Origin of the sequence: Pseudomonas kielensis (genome assembly GCF_030505375.1) — a bacterium.
GTDB lineage: Bacteria > Pseudomonadota > Gammaproteobacteria > Pseudomonadales > Pseudomonadaceae > Aquipseudomonas > Aquipseudomonas kielensis.
Genome location: NZ_CP130043.1, coordinates 5,160,108 through 5,177,954, shown reverse-complemented (window position 1 = coordinate 5,177,954; position 17,847 = coordinate 5,160,108). Strand labels below are relative to the sequence as shown.

At 63.2% G+C, this 17,847-nt stretch carries 14 protein-coding genes and 1 pseudogene; 8 read left to right on the top strand and 7 right to left on the bottom strand.

All coding sequences use genetic code 11. From position 1 onward, the window contains the following. Positions 1-86: 86 nt before the first annotated feature. The 3 genes from Q1W70_RS24065 to Q1W70_RS24055 all read right to left on the bottom strand — a co-directional run bounded on the left by Q1W70_RS24065 (position 87) and on the right by Q1W70_RS24055 (position 3,922). Entirely contained in the window at positions 87-1,400 is a 1,314-nt protein-coding gene (locus Q1W70_RS24065; RefSeq protein WP_166592612.1) for an NAD(P)/FAD-dependent oxidoreductase, read from the bottom strand. Next, positions 1,397-2,485 carry a polyamine ABC transporter substrate-binding protein gene (locus tag Q1W70_RS24060; protein ID WP_166592613.1) on the bottom strand — a complete coding sequence of 363 codons (1,089 nt, stop codon included), beginning with the start codon at positions 2,483-2,485 and terminating at the stop codon, positions 1,397-1,399. Before Q1W70_RS24060 ends, Q1W70_RS24065 begins: the two co-directional genes overlap by 4 nt. 78 nt (positions 2,486-2,563) lie before the next feature. Further along, on the bottom strand, positions 2,564-3,922 hold the full coding sequence (locus Q1W70_RS24055; protein WP_166592614.1) for a glutamine synthetase family protein: 1,359 nt from the start codon (positions 3,920-3,922) through the stop codon (positions 2,564-2,566). 162 nt (positions 3,923-4,084) lie between these two features. Here Q1W70_RS24055 and Q1W70_RS24050 point away from each other — a divergent pair, with 162 nt between their 5' ends. Further along, positions 4,085-5,017 carry a helix-turn-helix domain-containing protein gene (locus Q1W70_RS24050; protein WP_166592615.1) on the top strand — a complete coding sequence of 311 codons (933 nt, stop codon included), beginning with the start codon at positions 4,085-4,087 and terminating at the stop codon, positions 5,015-5,017. Here Q1W70_RS24050 and Q1W70_RS24045 read toward each other — a convergent pair. Beyond that, positions 5,014-5,610, bottom strand: a complete 597-nt coding sequence (locus tag Q1W70_RS24045; RefSeq protein ID WP_302098158.1) for a cupin domain-containing protein — start codon at positions 5,608-5,610, stop codon at positions 5,014-5,016. The genes Q1W70_RS24050 and Q1W70_RS24045 overlap by 4 nt on opposite strands. Before the next feature lie 114 nt (positions 5,611-5,724). Beyond that, a complete protein-coding gene (locus tag Q1W70_RS24040) occupies positions 5,725-7,686 on the bottom strand; it encodes an oxidoreductase (protein ID WP_166592617.1) in 1,962 nt (653 codons plus the stop codon). 216 nt (positions 7,687-7,902) lie between these two features. Between Q1W70_RS24040 and Q1W70_RS24035 the strand changes: the two genes are divergently transcribed. The 7 genes from Q1W70_RS24035 to Q1W70_RS24005 all read left to right on the top strand — a co-directional run bounded on the left by Q1W70_RS24035 (position 7,903) and on the right by Q1W70_RS24005 (position 15,998). Then, a complete protein-coding gene (locus Q1W70_RS24035) occupies positions 7,903-8,952 on the top strand; it encodes an ABC transporter substrate-binding protein (RefSeq protein ID WP_166592618.1) in 1,050 nt (349 codons plus the stop codon). A 71-nt stretch (positions 8,953-9,023) separates the two neighbouring features. Continuing rightward, complete coding sequence (locus Q1W70_RS24030) at positions 9,024-9,818, top strand: class II aldolase/adducin family protein (RefSeq protein ID WP_166592619.1); 795 nt, start codon at positions 9,024-9,026, stop codon at positions 9,816-9,818. A gap of 101 nt (positions 9,819-9,919) precedes the next feature. After that, positions 9,920-10,567 carry a TetR family transcriptional regulator C-terminal domain-containing protein gene (locus Q1W70_RS24025; RefSeq protein WP_166592620.1) on the top strand — a complete coding sequence of 216 codons (648 nt, stop codon included), beginning with the start codon at positions 9,920-9,922 and terminating at the stop codon, positions 10,565-10,567. A 92-nt stretch (positions 10,568-10,659) separates the two neighbouring features. After that, positions 10,660-11,373, top strand: coding sequence for a response regulator (locus Q1W70_RS24020; RefSeq protein ID WP_166592621.1), 714 nt, complete (start codon positions 10,660-10,662; stop codon positions 11,371-11,373). 4 nt (positions 11,374-11,377) lie between these two features. Beyond that, entirely contained in the window at positions 11,378-12,151 is a 774-nt protein-coding gene (locus Q1W70_RS24015) for a substrate-binding periplasmic protein (RefSeq protein WP_166592622.1), read from the top strand. After that, positions 12,148-14,409 carry an ATP-binding protein gene (locus Q1W70_RS24010; protein ID WP_166592623.1) on the top strand — a complete coding sequence of 754 codons (2,262 nt, stop codon included), beginning with the start codon at positions 12,148-12,150 and terminating at the stop codon, positions 14,407-14,409. The genes Q1W70_RS24015 and Q1W70_RS24010 overlap by 4 nt, the downstream gene beginning before the upstream one ends. Before the next feature lie 176 nt (positions 14,410-14,585). After that, entirely contained in the window at positions 14,586-15,998 is a 1,413-nt protein-coding gene (locus Q1W70_RS24005; protein WP_166592624.1) for an amino acid permease, read from the top strand. A gap of 157 nt (positions 15,999-16,155) precedes the next feature. Here Q1W70_RS24005 and Q1W70_RS27390 read toward each other — a convergent pair. Next, positions 16,156-16,619 (bottom strand): annotated as a pseudogene (locus Q1W70_RS27390) (DUF6708 domain-containing protein). Positions 16,620-17,009: 390 nt separating this feature from the next. Continuing rightward, positions 17,010-17,813, bottom strand: coding sequence for a DUF6708 domain-containing protein (locus Q1W70_RS27175; protein WP_367186762.1), 804 nt, complete (start codon positions 17,811-17,813; stop codon positions 17,010-17,012). Positions 17,814-17,847 lie beyond the last annotated feature (34 nt).

The following is a 17,847-nucleotide window of genomic DNA, read 5'->3' as shown; positions in this document are numbered from 1 at the left end:
CGGCCGGTAGCCGCCATCACCGCAGCAACGGACATGCCCCCCAAAGCCAAGATCAAAAGACCGCAGCGTGTTGATTGCCCGGCCGGTCAGCCGAGCATCTCCTTCATCCGATACCAGGCCATACCCAACGCCAGCAGCGGGGCGCGCAATGCACGGCCGCCGGGGAAGGTCAGGTGCGGCACCGCGCTGAACACGTCGAAACCCTGGCTGTGTCCGGCATGGATCGCTTCGCCCAGCAGGCGTGCGCACCAGTGGGTGACGTTCAGGCCGTGGCCGGAATAGCCCTGGGCGTAATACACGTTCGGGTGCGCCGACAGGCGGCCGATCTGCGGGAAACGGTTAGCGGAAATCCCGATGCGCCCACCCCATTGATAGTCGATGCGCACATCGGCCAACTGCGGGAACACCTTGAGCATCTGCGGCCTCATGTAGGCGCTGATGTCCGCCGGGTCCCGCCCGGAATAATGACAGGCACCGCCAAACAGCAAGCGCCGGTCGGCGGATAACCGGTAATAGTCCAGGCCGACTTTCTGGTCACACAGCGCCAGGTTCTGCGGGATCAACTGATCCGCCGCCTGCTGCGACAGCGGTTCAGTGGCGATGATGTAGCTGCCGGCGGGCAGCACTTTGCCGCTGAGCTTGGGCTCCAGCTCCTCCAGGTGCGCATTGCAGGCCAGCACCAGTGTGCCGGCGCGCACCGCGCCGCTGGCGCTGCGCACCTTGACCGTGGTGCCGTGAATGATCTCCAGCACCGGGCTGTGCTCGAAGATCCGCACCCCCAGGGACTCGGCGACCTGCGCTTCGCCGAGCACCAGGTTCAGCGGGTGCAGATGCCCCGAGCCCATGTCCACCAGCCCCCCGGCATAGACCTTGGAGTTGACCACCTGGTCGATGTCCTGCGCCGCCACGAGCCGGGTCTCATGGGCATAACCCTGGTCCTGGAGGCTCTGTTGCTCCGCCTTGAACGCGGCAAACTGCGCTGCGGTGTTGGCCAGCTCGCAGAATCCCCAGCGCAGATCGCAGTCGATGTCGTGCTGGCGGATGCGCTCGGCCACCACCTGCACCGACTCGATCCCCGCGCGCTCCAGGTAACGCACGCCGTCCTCGCCGATGTAGCGGGTAAATCCCGAGACATCATGGCCGACACCGCGGATCAGTTGTCCGCCATTACGCCCACTGGCCCCCCAGCCGATCTGCCGAGCCTCCAGCAGGATCACCGAGAGCCCGCGCTGGGCCAGTTCAATGGCGGTATTGACCCCGGTAAAACCGCCGCCGATCACGCAGACATCCGCCTCCAGGTCCGCCTCCAGCGCCGGTCGCTGGCGCATGCCCTTGGCGCTGGCGGCGTAGTAGGAGCGGGCGTGCTCGGTGTCCGGGTTGAATTGAGTGGCCTGGTTCATTTGTTGGACTTCACTTTGCTCCACGAGCGAGTCATCAGGCGCATGATTTCTGGCGTCGGGGTGGTGGAAATGTACAGTTTGTCGAGCACCGCCTGGGGCGGGTAGACCTCGGGGTTGTTCACCAGTTCGGCCTCCATGAACGGCTTGGCGGCCGGGTTCGGGTTGGCGTAGCCGACGGTGGCGCTGACCTTGGCAATGACCTCGGGGTCCAGCAGGTAGTTGATGAACTCGTAGGCTTGCTTGGGGTTGCTGGCATCGGCCGGTACCGCCAGCAGGTCGAACCACAGGTTGCTGCCTTCCTTGGGAATGGCGTAGGCGATGTTCACCCCATTCTTCGCTTCCTTGGCCCGGTTGGCGGCCTGGAACACGTCGCCGGAATAACCGAAGGCGATGCAGATATCACCGTTGGCCAGGTCCGAGACGTACTTGGAGGAGTGGAAGTAGGTGATGTAGGGGCGAATGGTCAGCAGCTTGGCTTCGGCCTTTTTGTAGTCTTCGACTTTTTCGCTGCGCGGGTCCATGCCCATGTAGTTGAGGATGGCCGGGTACACCTCATCGGCCGAATCCATCATCGACACGCCGCACTGGCTGAGTTTTTTCAGGTTCTCGGGTTCGAACATCACTGCCCACGAGTCGATATGGTCAACCCCCAGCACCTGTTTGATCTTGTCGACGTTGTAACCGATGCCGTTGGTGCCCCACAGGTAGGGCACCGAGTGCGCGTTGCCGGGGTCGTTTTTTTCCAGCAGGGTCAAGAGTTTCGGGTCCAGGTTCTTCCAGTTGGGCAACTGCTCGCGATCAAGCTTGAGGAAGGCCCCGGCCTTGACCTGGCGCGCCAGGAAGTGGTTGGACGGCACCACCACGTCGTAGCCGGTACGACCGGCGAGCAGCTTGCCTTCCAGGGTTTCATTGGAGTCGAACACGTCATAGATGACCTTGACCCCGGTCTTGGCGGTGAAGTCGGCGAGGGTGGTTTCGCCGATGTAGTCGGTCCAGTTGTACACGCTGACACTGGGCTGTGCGTGGGCCACAGCGCTGCACAACAGCCCCAGGGCAACGGGTACCACGGATTTCAATAGACGCATTCGACACCTCTTAGAATCATTGTTTTCGATGTGTAGGACCTTTTGTAGGAGCGAGCTTGCTCGCTCCCACCTTTGCAATCAGACGCTCAGCAGCAGGAACTCGCGCTCCCAGGAGCTGATCACGCGCTTGAAGTTTTCATGCTCGGCACGTTTCACCGCGACGTAGCCGCGCACGAACTTGCTGCCCAGGTAGCTTTCAATGGTCGGGCAGTTCTCCATGTGCGCCAGGGCATCTTCGATGGTGATCGGCAGGCGCAGGTTGCGTCGTTCGTAGGCCCGGCCCTCGACGGCGGCGCTCGGCTCGACGCGCTCGACCATACCCAGGTAGCCGCACAGCAGGCTGGCCGCAATGGCCAGGTAAGGGTTGGCATCGGCGCCGGGCAGGCGGTTTTCCACGCGCATCGCATCCGGGCTTGAGGTCGGCACCCGCAGGCCGACGGTGCGGTTTTCCACGCCCCATTCGACGTTCACCGGCGCCGAGGTGTCCGGCAGGAAACGGCGGAACGAGTTGACGTTGGGGGCGAACATCGGCAGCAGCTTGGGAATGTACTTCTGCAGGCCGCCGATATGGTGCAGGAACAGTTCGCTCATGCCGCCGTCTTCATTGGCGAAGATCGGCTTGCCGGTGGCGATCTCGACCACGCTCTGGTGCAGGTGCATGGCGCTGCCCGGCTCATCGCCGATCGGCTTGGCCATGAAGGTGGCGGTGACGTTGTGCTTGAGCGCCGCTTCGCGCAGGGTGCGCTTGAACACGGTGATCTGGTCGGCCAGGTCCAGCGCGTCGCCATGCCGGAAGTTGATTTCCATTTGCGCCGGGCCGTCTTCGTGGATCAGCGTGTCGAGGTCCAGGCCCTGGGCTTCGCACCAGTCGTAGACATCTTCGAACAGGGGATCAAATTCGTTGGCGGCATCGATGGAAAACGACTGCCGACCGCTTTCGGCGCGGCCCGAACGGCCCAGCGGCGCCTTGAGTGGCAAGTCCGGGTCTTCGCAGCGCTGGGTCAGGTAGAACTCCATTTCCGGGGCAACGATCGGCTTCCAGCCTTTGTCGGTGTACAGCTGCAGGACTTTCTTGAGCACGTTGCGCGGCGACAGCTCGATCGGGTTGCCGAACTTGTCGAAGGTATCGTGGATCACGATCGCAGTGGGCTCGATGGCCCATGGAATCACGTAGACCGCGTCGGACACCGGCTTGCACACCATGTCGATGTCGGCCGGGTCGAGCAGGTCGTAGTAGATGTCGTCGTCGACAAAGTCCCCGGTTACCGTTTGCAACAGCACACTTTCCGGCAGGCGCATGCCTCGCTCATGCAGGAACTTGTTGGTGGGCGCTATCTTGCCGCGAGCGATACCGGTCAGGTCAGTGACCACGCATTCGACTTCGGTAATCTTGTGATCTTTCAGCCAGGTGGAGAGCTGATCGAAAGGGGCGTTCATAAAGACCTCGTTATTGGTTTTATCCGCGCCAGAGTCAGGCTTGCTGTGCACAGAGACTTCCCCTGTAGCGCGTTGACGACTATCTTGGGCCAGCGTTACGGTTCCATCTATCCACTTTCAGCAGCCCTAAAGCGCACCAAAAGAGTGCGCGCGGATCCCCCCATGACAGCGCCCAGTCCCTTGCATGTGCAGGCTTTCAACACCGCAGACGTCGCCGACCAGATACGCGCGACCCCTGGGTGGGTGCAGCACTACCAGCAAATGTCGCCCGGCCACTTCGCCGGCCTGGTGCGCTATCTGGACTTGCAGGGGGTAGAGATTTACGAGGAGTGCATGAACACCCGGGTCGAGCAGAATTTCAGCGCGCCACCGGGGGCCTTGGCGTTCTGTTTCGACCGCAGTGATAACGCGCTTTATGTGCTCAACGGTGAAAGCCGCAACATCTGGATCACCCCGGAGAACTACCAGGAAGTGGCGGTGGTCTTCGGTCCGCAGTTCCTGCAGCGCCAGTGCGTTAGCATCGAACGCCTGGAAGGCCTGTTCATGGCACCGCTCAACTCGCAGCAGAACGCACTGTTCAGCCGCTGGCTCAGCGGTACCCTGACCCGCTTGTCCCAGACCATCGACCCACCGAGCCGGGAAGCCCTGACCCAGCAACTGCTGGACGACTGCCTGTTCATCCTCGACAACGCCTGCGTCTGCCTCGACCAGGGCGCATTGCAGCGCCGGGCAGGTGAGCGGGTGATCATGAAACGGGTGGGCGAGTGGGCAGCCGATACCCCGGAAGAACAGCTCAACCTGCTGGAATTGTCCCACGTCGCCGGGGTTTCCCTGCGCCAGTTGCAACACGCTTTCAAGACCTACACGGGCATGGCCCCGACCCAATGGCTGCGCCTGCGCCGCCTCAACAGCGCCCGCCGCGAACTGCTCGGCAGCCACCCCGGCCAGACCACCGTGGCCGAAGTGGCGATGCACTGGTCATTCTGGCACCTGGGGCGTTTTTCCAGCAGCTACCGGGCGCTGTTCAAAGAACTGCCGAGCGACACCCTCAAGCGCGCGGGGGCTACGCCAATGAGCAGGCGAGGGGTGCGTTAAAACGTCGGCGGAGTAATCACCCAGATCACTACCGCATCCACTTCGCCAGGGTTGCCGTAGCGATGCGGCTCCTGGCTCGAGAAGCTGAAGCTGTCGCCTTCGCTGAGCTGGAAATGCCGTTCGCCGACCCACAACTCGAAGCTGCCGCACAGCAGGTAGCCGGCTTCTTCGCCGTCGTGGCTGTAGCTTTGCTGGCTGTAGGTGCCGGGTGGGAAGCGCGAGTGGAGCATTTCCAGTTGGCGGTTGGGCTGGGGGGTGAGCAGGTGGTCGACGATGCCGTCTTCGTAGTGCACGCTCAGGCGGCTGTTCTTGCGCACCACCACGCCCTGGTCTTCGGGGACGGTGGGGACTTCGCTGGCGAAGAACCACTGGATGGTCACGCCCAGGCTGCGGGCGATGTTGAACAGCGCCGGTATCGACGGGTAGGCGAGGTTGCGTTCCAGTTGGCTGATGTAGCCGGCGGTCAATTCACTCAACTGCGCCAACTGCGCCAGGGTCATGCCCCGGCGTTTGCGCAGGCCGCGAATCCGCGTGCCGAGGAAATGCGGCGCAGCGCTGCCGATGTCGGGCGCAGGCGTGTTGCTGTTGCTCATGGCAAATTCCAGACCGGGAGGGACTTGAGCGCACACCCTGTGGGAGAGAGCCTGCAGTTAAACGCACGGATTTGCGCTCAAGCCAAAACCTAAAGTCCCGGAGTATAAACAGGCTTAAAGCTCCCAGGCGACTTTCAGGCCTTCGTAGATGGCTTCTTCGGCGGTGCGCGGTGCCAGGCAGTCGCCGATCCGGCGAAACTCCACCAGTCCCTGCAGTTCGGCACCGAGGGTGTCCACGGGTTGGTGGCCCTGGCACAACACCAGGGTGTCAATGTTCTCCAGCAGCATGGGCTCGCCGCTGGCGGTGTGTTGCAGGTACACCGTGTTGTCGTCGCAGCCATAGAGTCGGGCATACGGGGTGATCGGGATGCCAAGCTTGTGCAGTTCGCCGGCCAGTTGGTCACGCACGTACAGCGGCAGGTTTTCCCCGCAATGGGTGCCATTGACCGCCAACTGGACCTGATGACCGGCCCGCACCAGACGCTCGGCGATACCCGGGCCGATCCAGTCGCAGCGCCAGTCCACCACCACCACCGAACGCCCGATCGGCACCTGGTCCTTGAGCACCTGCCAGGCGTCGACCACCTGCAGTTCACCACCGCGCTCGAAGGTCGGCCAATAGGGCTCGGCGCCGGTGGCGATGATCACCAGGTCGGGTTGTTCCTGCTCCACCAGTGCCCGGTCGACCCGGGTGTTACGCACCACGCGCACCCCGGCCAGTTGCATCTCTCGCTGCAGGTTGGTGCTGGCTCCGCCGAACTCGGCGCGGCGCGGCAGCAGTTGGGCCAGCAGCACTTGGCCGCCGAGTTGCGAACTGGCTTCGTACAGGGTTACCTCATGCCCGCGTTGGGCCGCCACTGCTGCGGCCTTCATCCCGGCGGGGCCACCGCCGGCAATCATGATGCGCTTGCGTTGGGTCGCTGGTGCGCGTTGGCTGTAGATCAGTTCGCGGCCGGTTTCCGGGTGCTGGATGCAGGAAATCGGCAAACCCTTGTGGAAGTGCCCGATGCACGCCTGGTTGCAGGCGATGCAGGCACGCACGTCTTCGGCACGGCCGGCGTCGGTCTTGTTGGGCATTTGCGGGTCGCAGATCAGCGCCCGGGTCATGCCACAGACATCGGCCTGGCCCCGGGCCAGGATCAGTTCCGCTTCCTGGGGCTGGTTGATCCGCCCGGTGACGAACAGCGGAATGTTCAGGCCCGCCTTGAAGGTCCCGGCTTCCCTGGCCAGGTACGCCGCTTCGATGGCCATCGGCGGCACAATGTGCACCGCGCCACCCAGCGAGGCCGAGGTGCCGGCGACGATGTGCACGTAGTCCAGTTGCCCCTGCAGCGCTTGCACGCTGGCCAGGGATTCATCTTCGCTCAAGCCTTCGGGGTCACGCTCGTCCGCCGAAATGCGCAGGCCAATGATGAACTGTTCGTCGGTGCTGGCGCGCACCGCCGCGATCACTTCCCGCAGGAAGCGCAGGCGCTGTTCGAGGTCACCGTTGTAGTGGTCGGTGCGCCGGTTGACCCGTGGATTGATGAACTGCGCGGGCAGGTAACCATGGCTGGCGACCACCTCGACCCCGTCGATTCCGGCCTGATGCAGGCGGCGAGCGGCCGCCGCATAACCGGCGACGATCTCATCGATCATCGCCTGGTCCAGCGCCCGCGGCATCACCCGAAAGCGCTCATTGGGCACCGCGGAGGCGGAGTAGGCCACCGCCAGCAAGCCGTCGCTGGACTCCATGATTTCCCGTCCCGGGTGGAAAATCTGCGACAGCACCAGGGTGCCGTGGGCGTGGCACGTCTGCGCCAGTTCGCGGTAGCCCTCGATGCAGGCGTCATCCGTGGCCATCAGCACATGGGAGGTGTACCGCGCACTGTCGTGGACTCCGGCCACCTGCAGCACGATCAACCCGACACCGCCTTCGGCACGAGCCCGGTGATAGGCGATCAGTTGCGCGTTGACCAGGTTGTCGGTCGGCATCGAGGTGTCGTGCCCACTGGACATGATGCGGTTTTTCAAGCGTTTGCCGCGGATCTGCAAGGGTTCGAACAGATGGGCAAAGGCGGGGGACGAGGTCGGCATGGTGGGCTTACTCCAGGCAGGCTGAAGCCGAAAGGCCGTGCTTCGGCGTTGTTATTATTGCCCTATAGAAATTTACCGGCAGTAAAAAATCAACTTGTTTTTTTACTGAGGCTTGCAGTACTTTCGTTTGGCGCCCGCTCCTGGGGCGAACCTCACAACAATAAAAATGGGTCACACCGGCCTTGCTCCGGGTGGCACCTGCACGAGGACTGCCAGATGAACTCCAATAGACTCAAGCTCGCTCGTTATCCCTTGCTGCTGTCCCTGGCCATGGCCCTTGGCAACGCTCAGGCGGCACCGGACATGGTGGTGGTCGGCTACGGCGGCGCCGGACAGAAGGCCCAGGACGTGGCGTTTTTCCAGCCCTTCAGCGCGCTGGACCAGAGCAAATTGATCCAGAGCGAATACAACGGCGAAATGGCCCGGATCAAGGTAATGGTCGACACCGGCAACGTTGATTGGGACGTGGTGCAGATCGAAGGCCCGGACCTGATGCGCGGCTGCGAAGAAGGTATGTACGAACGCCTGGACTGGACGCAACTGGGGCACGCCGCGCAGTTGATTCCCGAGGCCGCGCAGGCGTGCGGTTCCGCCGCATTGGTGTGGAGCGTGGCGATTGCCTATGACACCGACAAACTGGCCCAGGCCCCGGCCTCATGGGCGGATTTCTGGAACGTGGAGAAAATCCCCGGCAAACGTGGCCTGCGCAAACGCGCGGTGTACAACCTGGAGTTCGCCTTGCTGGCCGACGGGGTCAAGGTCGAGGACGTCTATCAAGTCCTGGGCACGCCTGAAGGGGTCAACCGCGCCTTCGCCAAGCTCACCGAACTCAAGCCCCATATCCAGTGGTGGGAAGCCGGCGCACAACCGGCGCAATGGCTGGCCGCCGGCGACGTGGTCATGACCTCCACCTACAGCGGCCGGATTGCCGCCGCGGCCCAAGGCGGCAGTCACCTGGGCCTGGTCTGGCCGGGCAGCCTGTACGGGATGGACTACTGGGCGATCATCAAGGGCTCCCGCCATGTTGATCAGGCCAAGCGTTTTATCGCGTTCGCCAATCAGCCCGATGCCCAGGTCAAGTACGTGCAGCAGATTCCCTATGGCCCGACCAATACCGAGGCCGCCGCACGCCTGGATGCTTCGCTTGCGCGCTGGGTGCCGACCGCGCCGCAGAACCTCAAGGGGGCGCTGTCGATGGACGTCGGCTTCTGGGTCGATCACGGCGAAGAACTGGAAGAGCGTTTCATCGCCTGGGCCAGCAAGTAAGCCACGCGGCTGGACGCTAGCCCCGTCCAGCCTTACTGTCTGCCCAGCCACCTGCCTGGAGAACCTCGTCAATGAAGCCATTTGTCAGCCCATCTGTTGCGCCTGTCGAGCGCAGTGCCACCGAGCAGCGCCTGCGTGAAGAGTTGGCGGCCTGCTATCGATTGATCGCGCACTTTCGCATGACCGATCTGATCTTCACCCATATCTCGGTGCGCTTGCCTGGGCCTGAGCATCACTTCCTGATCAACCCCTACGGCTTGATGTTCGATGAAATCAGCGCTTCCAACCTGGTGAAAATCGACCTTCACGGGCGTGCCGTGGAACCGTCGCCGTACCCGGTCAACCCGGCGGGTTTTGTCATCCACAGCGCGATCCATGGTGCCCGTGACGACGCCCAGTGCGTGCTGCACACCCACACCCGCGCCGGTTGTGCGGTGGCGGCCTTGAAGTGTGGGCTGTTGCCGGTCAATCAGATTTCCATGGAGTTCTATGGCCGGGTCGCCTACCACGACTACGAAGGCGTGGCGCTGGACCTGAGCGAGCAGCAGCGGTTGGTGCACGATCTGGCGGACAAGCCGGTGTTAATGCTGCGCAACCATGGCCTGTTGACCGTGGGCGAAACCGTGGGTCAGGCGTTCTTGCGCATGTACTACCTGGAAAAGGCGTGCGAGATCCAACTGGCGGCCCAGGCCTGTGGTGAATTGGTGCTGCCACCCCACGAGGTCTGCGCACACACCGAACGCCAGTTCAACGACCCCGGCCGGCCGCTTGAGGACGGCCAGTTGAGCGACCCGGATGCCATGCAACTGGCCTGGGCGGCCATGTTGCGCCTGCTCGAGCGCATTGCCCCGGGCTATCGTGACTGAACGCGGTTGAGGCTGGAGACGGGGCGCACTCTTGCTGTACAGTCGTTCAACGCTGGGCCGAAGCAGGGCCCCCAAAGAACGATCCAAGGAGAGAGTCGCCCATGAGTCAGGAAGCCCGTTTTTCTCGCATGGAGCCGGAGCTGCGCAAGGCCAATCTGATCGAAGCGACCCTGGTGTGCCTCAAGCGCCATGGCTTCCAGGGCGCGTCGATTCGCAAGATCTGCGCTGAAGCCGGGGTCTCGGTGGGGCTGATCAGCCATCACTACTCGGGCAAGGACGAACTGGTGGCGGAAGCCTACATGGCGATCACTGGGCGGGTCATGAGCCTGCTGCGTGAGGCCATGGAGCAGGCCGCGCCGAGTGCGCGGGAGCGTTTGTCGGCGTTTTTTCGCGGCTCGTTTTCCGCCGAGCTGCTGGACCCGCAACTGATCGATGCCTGGCTGGCGTTCTGGGGCGCGGTGAAAACCGCCGAGGCGATCAACCTGGCCCACGAACACTCCTATGGCGAGTACCGCGGCATCTTGCGCAAAGTGCTGGCCGAACTGGCCGAGGAGGAGGGCTGGGAACACTTCGACGCCGACCTCGCGGCCATTGGCCTGAGCGCCTTGCTCGATGGTCTGTGGCTGGAGTCTGGGCTCAACCCCGGAACCTTCAGCCCGGAGCAGGGTATGCAGATCTGTGAAGCCTGGGTCGATGGGCTCCAGGCCGGCGGGCGCCAGCGGTTCTGCCTGCCGACCGGCAGCTGTTGATCGATTGTTCAGCAGGGGCTAGGATCAGCCGCCGAAACGCAAAACCCCTCTAATAAGAAACACGCCTTCGGGCACACGCAGGACTTTAAGCGATGACTCCTCGGGTACTGATCGTCGATGACGATCCGCTGATTCGCGAACTGCTGCACGCCTACCTGTCCCAGGAAGGGTACGAGGTTCACTGCGCTGAAACCGCGGAGGCTGCGGACACCTTCCTCGCCGGCCAGGCGGTCGACCTGGTGATGCTCGACATCCGCCTGCCGGGCAAGGACGGCCTGACCCTGACCCGCGAACTGCGGGTGCGCTCGGAGGTGGGCATCATCCTGATCACCGGGCGCAACGACGAAATCGACCGTATCGTCGGCCTGGAGTGCGGCGCCGATGACTATGTGATCAAGCCGCTGAACCCACGGGAACTGGTGTCCCGGGCGAAGAACCTGATCCGTCGAGTACGCCACGCCCAGGCGCCCCAGCCACTCGCCGCCGCCAAGCCGGTCAAGCAGTTCGCTGCCTGGGCCCTGGACACCGATCGCCGGCGTCTGATCGACGACGCTGGCAACGAGACCCTGCTGACCCACGGCGAGTACCAGTTGCTCAGCGTGTTCCTGCGCAACAGTGGCCATACCCTGAGCCGCGACCAGTTGATGGACCAGATCCGCAACCGCGAGTGGGTGCCCAACGACCGCTCGATCGACGTGCTGGTGGGGCGCTTGCGGCGCAAGTTGCATGATGATCCGGCCGAGCCGCAGTTGATCATCACCATTCACGGCGCCGGCTACCTGTTTACCGCCAGCGTGGCGGCCTGAGGCAATGTTGCGCGCCCTCGGGCTGTTACTGATGCTGGGCGCCGGCACGGCCATGGGCGCCGACAAGATCCGCTATTGCGATTACCCGGTGTACCCGCCGATCTCCTGGAGTGATGGCAAGCAGGTGCGCGGCCTGGCCCCCAGCGTGGTCAAGCACCTGTTCGGCGCGCTGGGCTACGAGGTCGAGACCGTGGTGCTGGGCAACTGGAAACGCTGCCTGCTGGACGCCGCCGAAGGCCGGGTCGACGTGGTGCTGGCCTACAGCACCGCGCAACGCGAGCAAAGCCTGGCGTTTTCCCAGGTGCCGGTGCTGCGCGAGGACGTCGCGGTGTTCATCAACCGCCAACACCCGGTGCGCTTCGAACGCCTCGAAGACCTGGCCCGGTACCGCGGCGGCCTGCTGTTCGGGGAAAGCTATGGGGTGGATTTCGACCGCTTGGTGGCCCGCAGCAACAATATCGAATGGGTCTCCGACAGCGGGCAGAACTTCGGCAAGCTGATTCGCGGGCGCATCGACTTCATCACCCAGGAGCGGCGCACAGGCGAGTTGTACGTCGAACACCTCAAAGGCGCCGAGGACATCGTCGCCTTGCCCAAGGCCTTGAGCGTCGACTACCTGCGGATCGCGGTGTCGCGGCGCTCGGCGCTGGCCAGCCAGATGCCGCAGATCGACGCCCAGTTGCAGCGTATGGTCGAGGCCGGCGATATCGAGCGCTGGCTCAACGAAAGCGAAGTCACCTACCGCGACATGGTCAGCCTGCCGGCGGACGCGCAATGATCGGCGCCCGGCCCGCAGGATTGTTGCGGCGCCTGCTGCTATTCATCCTGTTGTTCAGCCTGTGCTTTACCGTGCTTGCCAGCACCGTGCAGCTGTACTTCGAGTACCGCCGCGAGATGCGTGAGATCGATGCGCGCATGGAGCTGATTCGGGCCGGTTATCTGGCCAGTCTGGAACGCAGCCTGTGGGACCTCAACCAGGAGCAGTTGAACGTCCAGCTGCGGGGCCTGGTGGATTTCTCCGACGTGGCGCGGGTGCGCCTGAGCAGCCCGGACTTCGAGCTGTTGCAGGGCAATCCGCAGCCGGTCGGGCCGTTGCGCATCGAGCGCTTCGAACTGGATTACCAGCCGCCCTCCGGGGAAAAACGCCACCTGGGGCAACTGGAGGTCAGCACTGACCTGGGGGCCGTGCACCAGCGGCTATACGCCACCGGCTTGACCAGCCTGCTGTGGATGAGTGTGTTTCTCTGCGGTCTGGCGGTGGCGTTGTCTGGCTTGTTCTACCGCCTGGTGACCCGCCACCTGCAAGTGATGGCCGGGTTCGCCCGGCGCATTGCCGCCGGTGAGTGGCAGGAACCCTTGCGCCTGGACAAGAGCCGCAGTGGCGTGCCGGATGAAATCGACACCGTGGCCCATGCCCTGGACGATATGCGCCGGGCGATCCTCAGCGACATCGACCGCCGCGAATCCGACCGCCTGGCCCTGCAGCACAATCGCGACGACCTGCTGCGCATGGTCGAGCGGCGCACCGCCAGCCTGATGCGCGCCAAGGACGAAGCCGAGGCCGCCAACCTGGCCAAGTCGCGGTTCCTGGCGACCATGAGCCACGAATTGCGCACACCGCTCAATGGCATCCTTGGCATGGCTCAACTGCTGCGCAGCCCGCGCCTGGACGAGCTCGACGGCAAACGCCTGGATGCCCTGCACAAGGCCGGAGAAGGGTTGCTGACCATTCTCAACGAGGTGCTGTACTTCGCGCGCCTGGAGGAGGGCGAAACCCACCCCGAGCCGGTCAATTTTTCCCTGCGCCAACTGCTGGATGAGGTGCTGACCCTGCTGGAGCCACGAGCGCTGGGCAATCGCACGCGCCTGCAGTGCCTGGTCGACCCGCAACTCGCGTCACGCCAGTTGGGCGCCGAACAGTTCCTGCGCCAGGTGCTGAGCAACCTGCTGGCCAACGCCATCAAGTTCACCGAGGGCGGCGAGGTCAGTGTGCAGGTGCTACTGCTGGCGCCGCTGCCTGGGTACGACGGGCAACGAGTGCGGGTCAGCATCACCGACAACGGCATCGGTATTGCTCCGGCCATGCAGGAAAAGATCTTCGAACGGTTTACCCAGGCCAGTGAGGAGGTGGCGCAACGTTTTGGCGGGACCGGGCTGGGCCTGGCCATCTGCAAACACCTGGTGCAGAAAATGGGCGGCAGTATCGGCGTCGACAGTCAGCCCGGTCGCGGCAGTTGCTTCTGGTTCGAGCTGACGCTGGCGCCGGCGGGCGAGCGGCTCGCCGGCCCCGCCGAGCAGGCCAGCGGTTCGGCCCTGAAGATCCTGGTGGTCGAAGATGTGGCGCTCAACCGAGAGGTGGCCAGCGGCCTGCTGCAACGGGACGGGCACCAGGTGTGGCTTGCCGAGGAGGGCCAGCAGGGCCTGGCCGAGTGCGCCGGCCAGAGGTTTGACCTGATTCTGCTGGACGTGCATTTGCCAGGGATCAGCGGCGACGAGCTGTGCCGGCAGATCCGCAGCGGTACCGGGCCGAACCGCGCCACACGGATTTTCGCCCTGACCGCCAGCGTGCAACCGGCGCTCGTGCGCGGCTATCTGGATGCCGGGATGGACGGCATCCTCGCCAAGCCCCTGAAACTGGCCGAGTTGCGTGCAGCCCTGGCAGGGCAGACGCCGCTGGCCGAACCTGCGGCGCAGGACGGGGCCATGGACTGGCCGTTGCTGCAGACCCATCGCACGTTGCTCGGCGAACAGAAGGTCCAGGGCTTGCTGGCGGTGCTGCGCACCTCGATCATCCAGCACCGTGGGGCCCTGGCGGAAGCCATCGAAGCCGAGGATTGCACCGAGGTCGCGCACCTGGCCCACCGCCTGGCGGGCAGCAGTGACTCCCTGGGGTTCAGCGCCCTGGCCCAGGTGTTGCGAGTACTGGAGGACGCCGCGCTGGGCAACGCCGAATCGGCCCTGCGAGACCTCGCGCCCCAGGTCGATGCCCAGTTCCATGAGGCCCTGCTGACCCTCAAAGGCCTGTTGCAGAGCTGACGTACAAATCTGTTACGACTTTCTACAACTTCGATCTTTACCGTCAACGCGAACTTACATGGCCTTCCAATAATCGAGGCAACCGCCACAGCGCGGTCTTCGAAGCTTATTGGAGATAATAATAATGAATGGCCGTAAAGCTGATCCCCTCCACCTCACTCGCCTGGGGTGCTGACATGACTCAAACCACTGAACGTACAGGCATCCACCTGACCCGCGCCCTGAAAAGCCGGCACATTTTCATGCTGTCTCTGGGCGGCGTGATCGGCACCGGGCTGTTCATGGGCTCCGGTGTGACCATCAACCAGGGCGGCCCGATGGGCGCGATTCTGGCGTATCTGGTGGCCGGTTTCCTGATGTACCTGGTGATGGTCTGCCTGGGCGAGTTGTCGGTGCAGATGCCGGTGTCGGGGTCGTTCCAGACCCACGCCACCCAGTTCATCGGTCCGGCCACCGGCTTCATGATCGGCTGGGTGTACTGGATGAGCTGGGCCACTACCGTGGGCCTGGAGTTCACCGCCGCCGGCATGCTGATGGTGCGCTGGTTCCCTGAAGTACCGATCTGGTACTGGTCGGCGCTGTTCGTGGTGGTGCTGTTCGGCCTCAACGCCCTGGCCACTCGCGCCTTCGGCGAAGCCGAGTACTGGTTCTCGGGGATCAAGGTGGCGGCGATCCTGGGCTTTATCGTGGTCGGCGTGCTGGTGATCTTCGGCGCGATCCCGCTGAGCAGCGGTGCACCGGCCCCGGGAGTGAGCAACCTGATCGGCGATTCGGTGTTTCCCAACGGCCTGTCCGCAGTGTTCGCGGTGATGATGACCGTGGTCTACGCCTTCCAGGGCTGCGAAATCATGGGGGTGGCCGCGGGTGAAACCGACCAGCCGGAAAAGAGCATTCCGCGTGCGGTGCGCAACGTGGTGTTCCGCGTGCTGATCTTCTACGTGCTGGCGATCATTGTGCTGTCTGCCATCGTCCCGTGGCAGCAGGCGGGCCTGATGGAGAGCCCGTTTGTGCAGGTGTTCGACATGGTCGGCATTCCCTATGCCGCGGACCTGATGAACTTCGTGATCCTCACCGCGATCCTCTCGGTGGGCAACTCCGGCCTCTACGCCTCGACCCGGATCCTCTGGGCCATGTCCAAGACCGGCATGGCACCGAAAAGCCTGTCGCCCCTGAGCAAACGTGGCGTGCCATTGCGCGCCCTGAGCATCACCCTGTGTTTTGCCCTGGTGTCCCTGATGACCAGTTTCATCGCCGCCGACACCCTGTTCATGGTGTTGATGGCCGTGAGCGGGATGTCCGGGACCGTGACCTGGATCGTCATCGCCCTGGCCCAATACAAATTCCGCAAGGCCTACCTGCGTGATGGCGGCAAGCTCGAAGACCTGAAATACCGCGCCCCGTGGTTCCCGGTGCTGCCGCTGGTGTGCATCGCCCTGTGCTGCTCGTTGTTCGTATTCCTTGCCCTGGACGAAACCCAACGCCCGTCGCTGTACTGGGGCTTCGGCTTTATTGCCCTGTGCTATGGCGCCTACTTCCTGATCCACCGCAAACGCCAGGGCGTACTGGCTCCACAACTGCCTACCGCATAACTCCCCCCCTCTGTGGGAGTGAGCTTGCTCGCGATGGTCACCAACGATGACGCGCACAGCCTGATGCAGCGCGCCGTCCTTGCGACCATCGCTGGCAGGCCAGCCCCCACAGATGTTCCCCACTCCCTACGTGCGACCCCGGGCTTTCCGGCCTTGGTCAAGGCGCCGTCCGCGATTCCAGATCCATCTCCGCCGGCCAGACGACTTTGGGGGCGAGACGTCGAGCCAGGTTGAAGCTCACGTCTTCGTTGTTCCAATCGCGGGGCACGTAGGGGAAGGTGGGCAGGGCATGGGGCCCTTGCTGCATGAAGAGTTGAGCCATGGCCCAATACATCTCGCCTCGATGGATTTCGTGAGCGAACAGAAAGCGATCGATCACCTCGTTCGTGCCGGGTTGAGCACGGCCAGCGTGACGGTTTCGATAAAACCGCCGGTGCCCATGGGACCGTAGAGGCTGCAGGCTTCGGCGTGCAGGTCGTCCCAGTCGTAAGCTACCGGGCGCACGCCCCAGGCCGTGCGGCTGAAGGGTTTTGCACCGTCGTGGAAGAAGCGATAGACGTAGACTTTGCGCCGCAGGCGATTGAAGCGGATGGGCTCATCGCGTGGGGCTTCGGTATCCATTCGCCACGAATAAACTGCCCCCCATAGGCCCGCAGTGAAGGCGATGCCCCCGGATAGATTTAGAGCGAACTCAGGTATGCCCCCTGCATTTATCGCTGCTCTAATCCAGGTTACTAAAGAGACGAGGGAAACCAGAAAAAAGAAGATGGCCATGTATGCACTCAATCCCCGCACTCTGTATGTCGAGCGTGCCAACTCCAGATAGATGTCGTCTACGTAATTGGGCGGGTTTGGCAGGAGCCCCGTGTTCGGGGTTCTGCTGGGCGGTTGGTTGGGGCCTGGAAGGTCATGCTTCCAGCCTTCCGCCGGCTTGTTGAGTAAGGGAGCGGTATATGCCATTGACTGGTTCCAGTAAGAGATTAAAACGGCCGTCTTGGATCTGATTCAGGCTCAGGGTGCCGTCCGCGATTCCAGATCCATCTCCGCCGGCCAGACGACTTTGGGGGCGAGGCGCCGAGCCAGGTTGAAGCTCACGTCTTCGTTGTTCCAATCGCGGGGCACGTAGGGGAAGGTGGGCAGGGCATGGGGCCCTTGCTGCATGAAGAGTTGAGCCATGGCCCAATACATCTCGCCTCGATGGATCTCGTGGGTGAACAGAAAGCGATCGATCACCTCGTGTGTGCCGGGTTTGAGCACGGCCAGCGTGACGGTTTCGATAAAACCGCCGGTGCCCATGGGGCCGTAGAGGCTGCAGGCTTCGGCGTGCAGGTCGTCCCAGTCGTAAGCTACCGGGCGCACGCCCCAGGCCGTGCGGCTGAAGGGTTTTGCACCGTCGTGGAAGAAGCGATAGACGTAGACTTTGCGCCGCAGACGGTTGAAGCGGATGGGTTCATCGCGTGGGGCTTCGGTGTCCATGCGCCATAGGTAAACACCTATCCAGAGAAATGTACTGAGTAGGACGAGCCCGAAGAAATTGAGAACGAAAGGGGGGAGGTGACCCTCTGTTACCGTAAAGTCGATCAATAGGACGGGGGCGACGGTGGACGTCAAGAAGAAAATTACTGCCGCCCAGATACCCACGCTTCGTATGGCGAGTGTCGAGCGCGGCAACTCCAGATAGATGTCGTCTACGTAATTGGGCGGGTTTGGCAGGAGCCGCGTATTCGGGGTTCTGGTGGGAGGTTGGTTGGGGCCCGGAAGGTCATGCTTCCAGCCTTCAGCCGGCTTGTTGAGTAAGGGGGCGGTGTAAGCCATTGATAAGCTCCAATCTGTGTGGATTAGTACGTAT

Excerpts from the sequence above, each read along its gene's own strand:
- Q1W70_RS24065 (WP_166592612.1), bottom strand. The coding sequence starts at position 1,400 with ATGAACCAGGCCACTCAATTCAACCCGGACACCGAGCACGCCCGCTCC.
- Q1W70_RS24060 (WP_166592613.1), bottom strand. The coding sequence starts at position 2,485 with ATGCGTCTATTGAAATCCGTGGTACCCGTTGCCCTGGGGCTGTTGTGC.
- Q1W70_RS24055 (WP_166592614.1), bottom strand. The coding sequence starts at position 3,922 with ATGAACGCCCCTTTCGATCAGCTCTCCACCTGGCTGAAAGATCACAAG.
- Q1W70_RS24050 (WP_166592615.1), top strand. The coding sequence starts at position 4,085 with ATGACAGCGCCCAGTCCCTTGCATGTGCAGGCTTTCAACACCGCAGAC.
- Q1W70_RS24045 (WP_302098158.1), bottom strand. The coding sequence starts at position 5,610 with ATGAGCAACAGCAACACGCCTGCGCCCGACATCGGCAGCGCTGCGCCG.
- Q1W70_RS24040 (WP_166592617.1), bottom strand. The coding sequence starts at position 7,686 with ATGCCGACCTCGTCCCCCGCCTTTGCCCATCTGTTCGAACCCTTGCAG.
- Q1W70_RS24035 (WP_166592618.1), top strand. The coding sequence starts at position 7,903 with ATGAACTCCAATAGACTCAAGCTCGCTCGTTATCCCTTGCTGCTGTCC.
- Q1W70_RS24030 (WP_166592619.1), top strand. The coding sequence starts at position 9,024 with ATGAAGCCATTTGTCAGCCCATCTGTTGCGCCTGTCGAGCGCAGTGCC.
- Q1W70_RS24025 (WP_166592620.1), top strand. The coding sequence starts at position 9,920 with ATGAGTCAGGAAGCCCGTTTTTCTCGCATGGAGCCGGAGCTGCGCAAG.
- Q1W70_RS24020 (WP_166592621.1), top strand. The coding sequence starts at position 10,660 with ATGACTCCTCGGGTACTGATCGTCGATGACGATCCGCTGATTCGCGAA.
- Q1W70_RS24015 (WP_166592622.1), top strand. The coding sequence starts at position 11,378 with ATGTTGCGCGCCCTCGGGCTGTTACTGATGCTGGGCGCCGGCACGGCC.
- Q1W70_RS24010 (WP_166592623.1), top strand. The coding sequence starts at position 12,148 with ATGATCGGCGCCCGGCCCGCAGGATTGTTGCGGCGCCTGCTGCTATTC.
- Q1W70_RS24005 (WP_166592624.1), top strand. The coding sequence starts at position 14,586 with ATGACTCAAACCACTGAACGTACAGGCATCCACCTGACCCGCGCCCTG.
- Q1W70_RS27175 (WP_367186762.1), bottom strand. The coding sequence starts at position 17,813 with ATGGCTTACACCGCCCCCTTACTCAACAAGCCGGCTGAAGGCTGGAAG.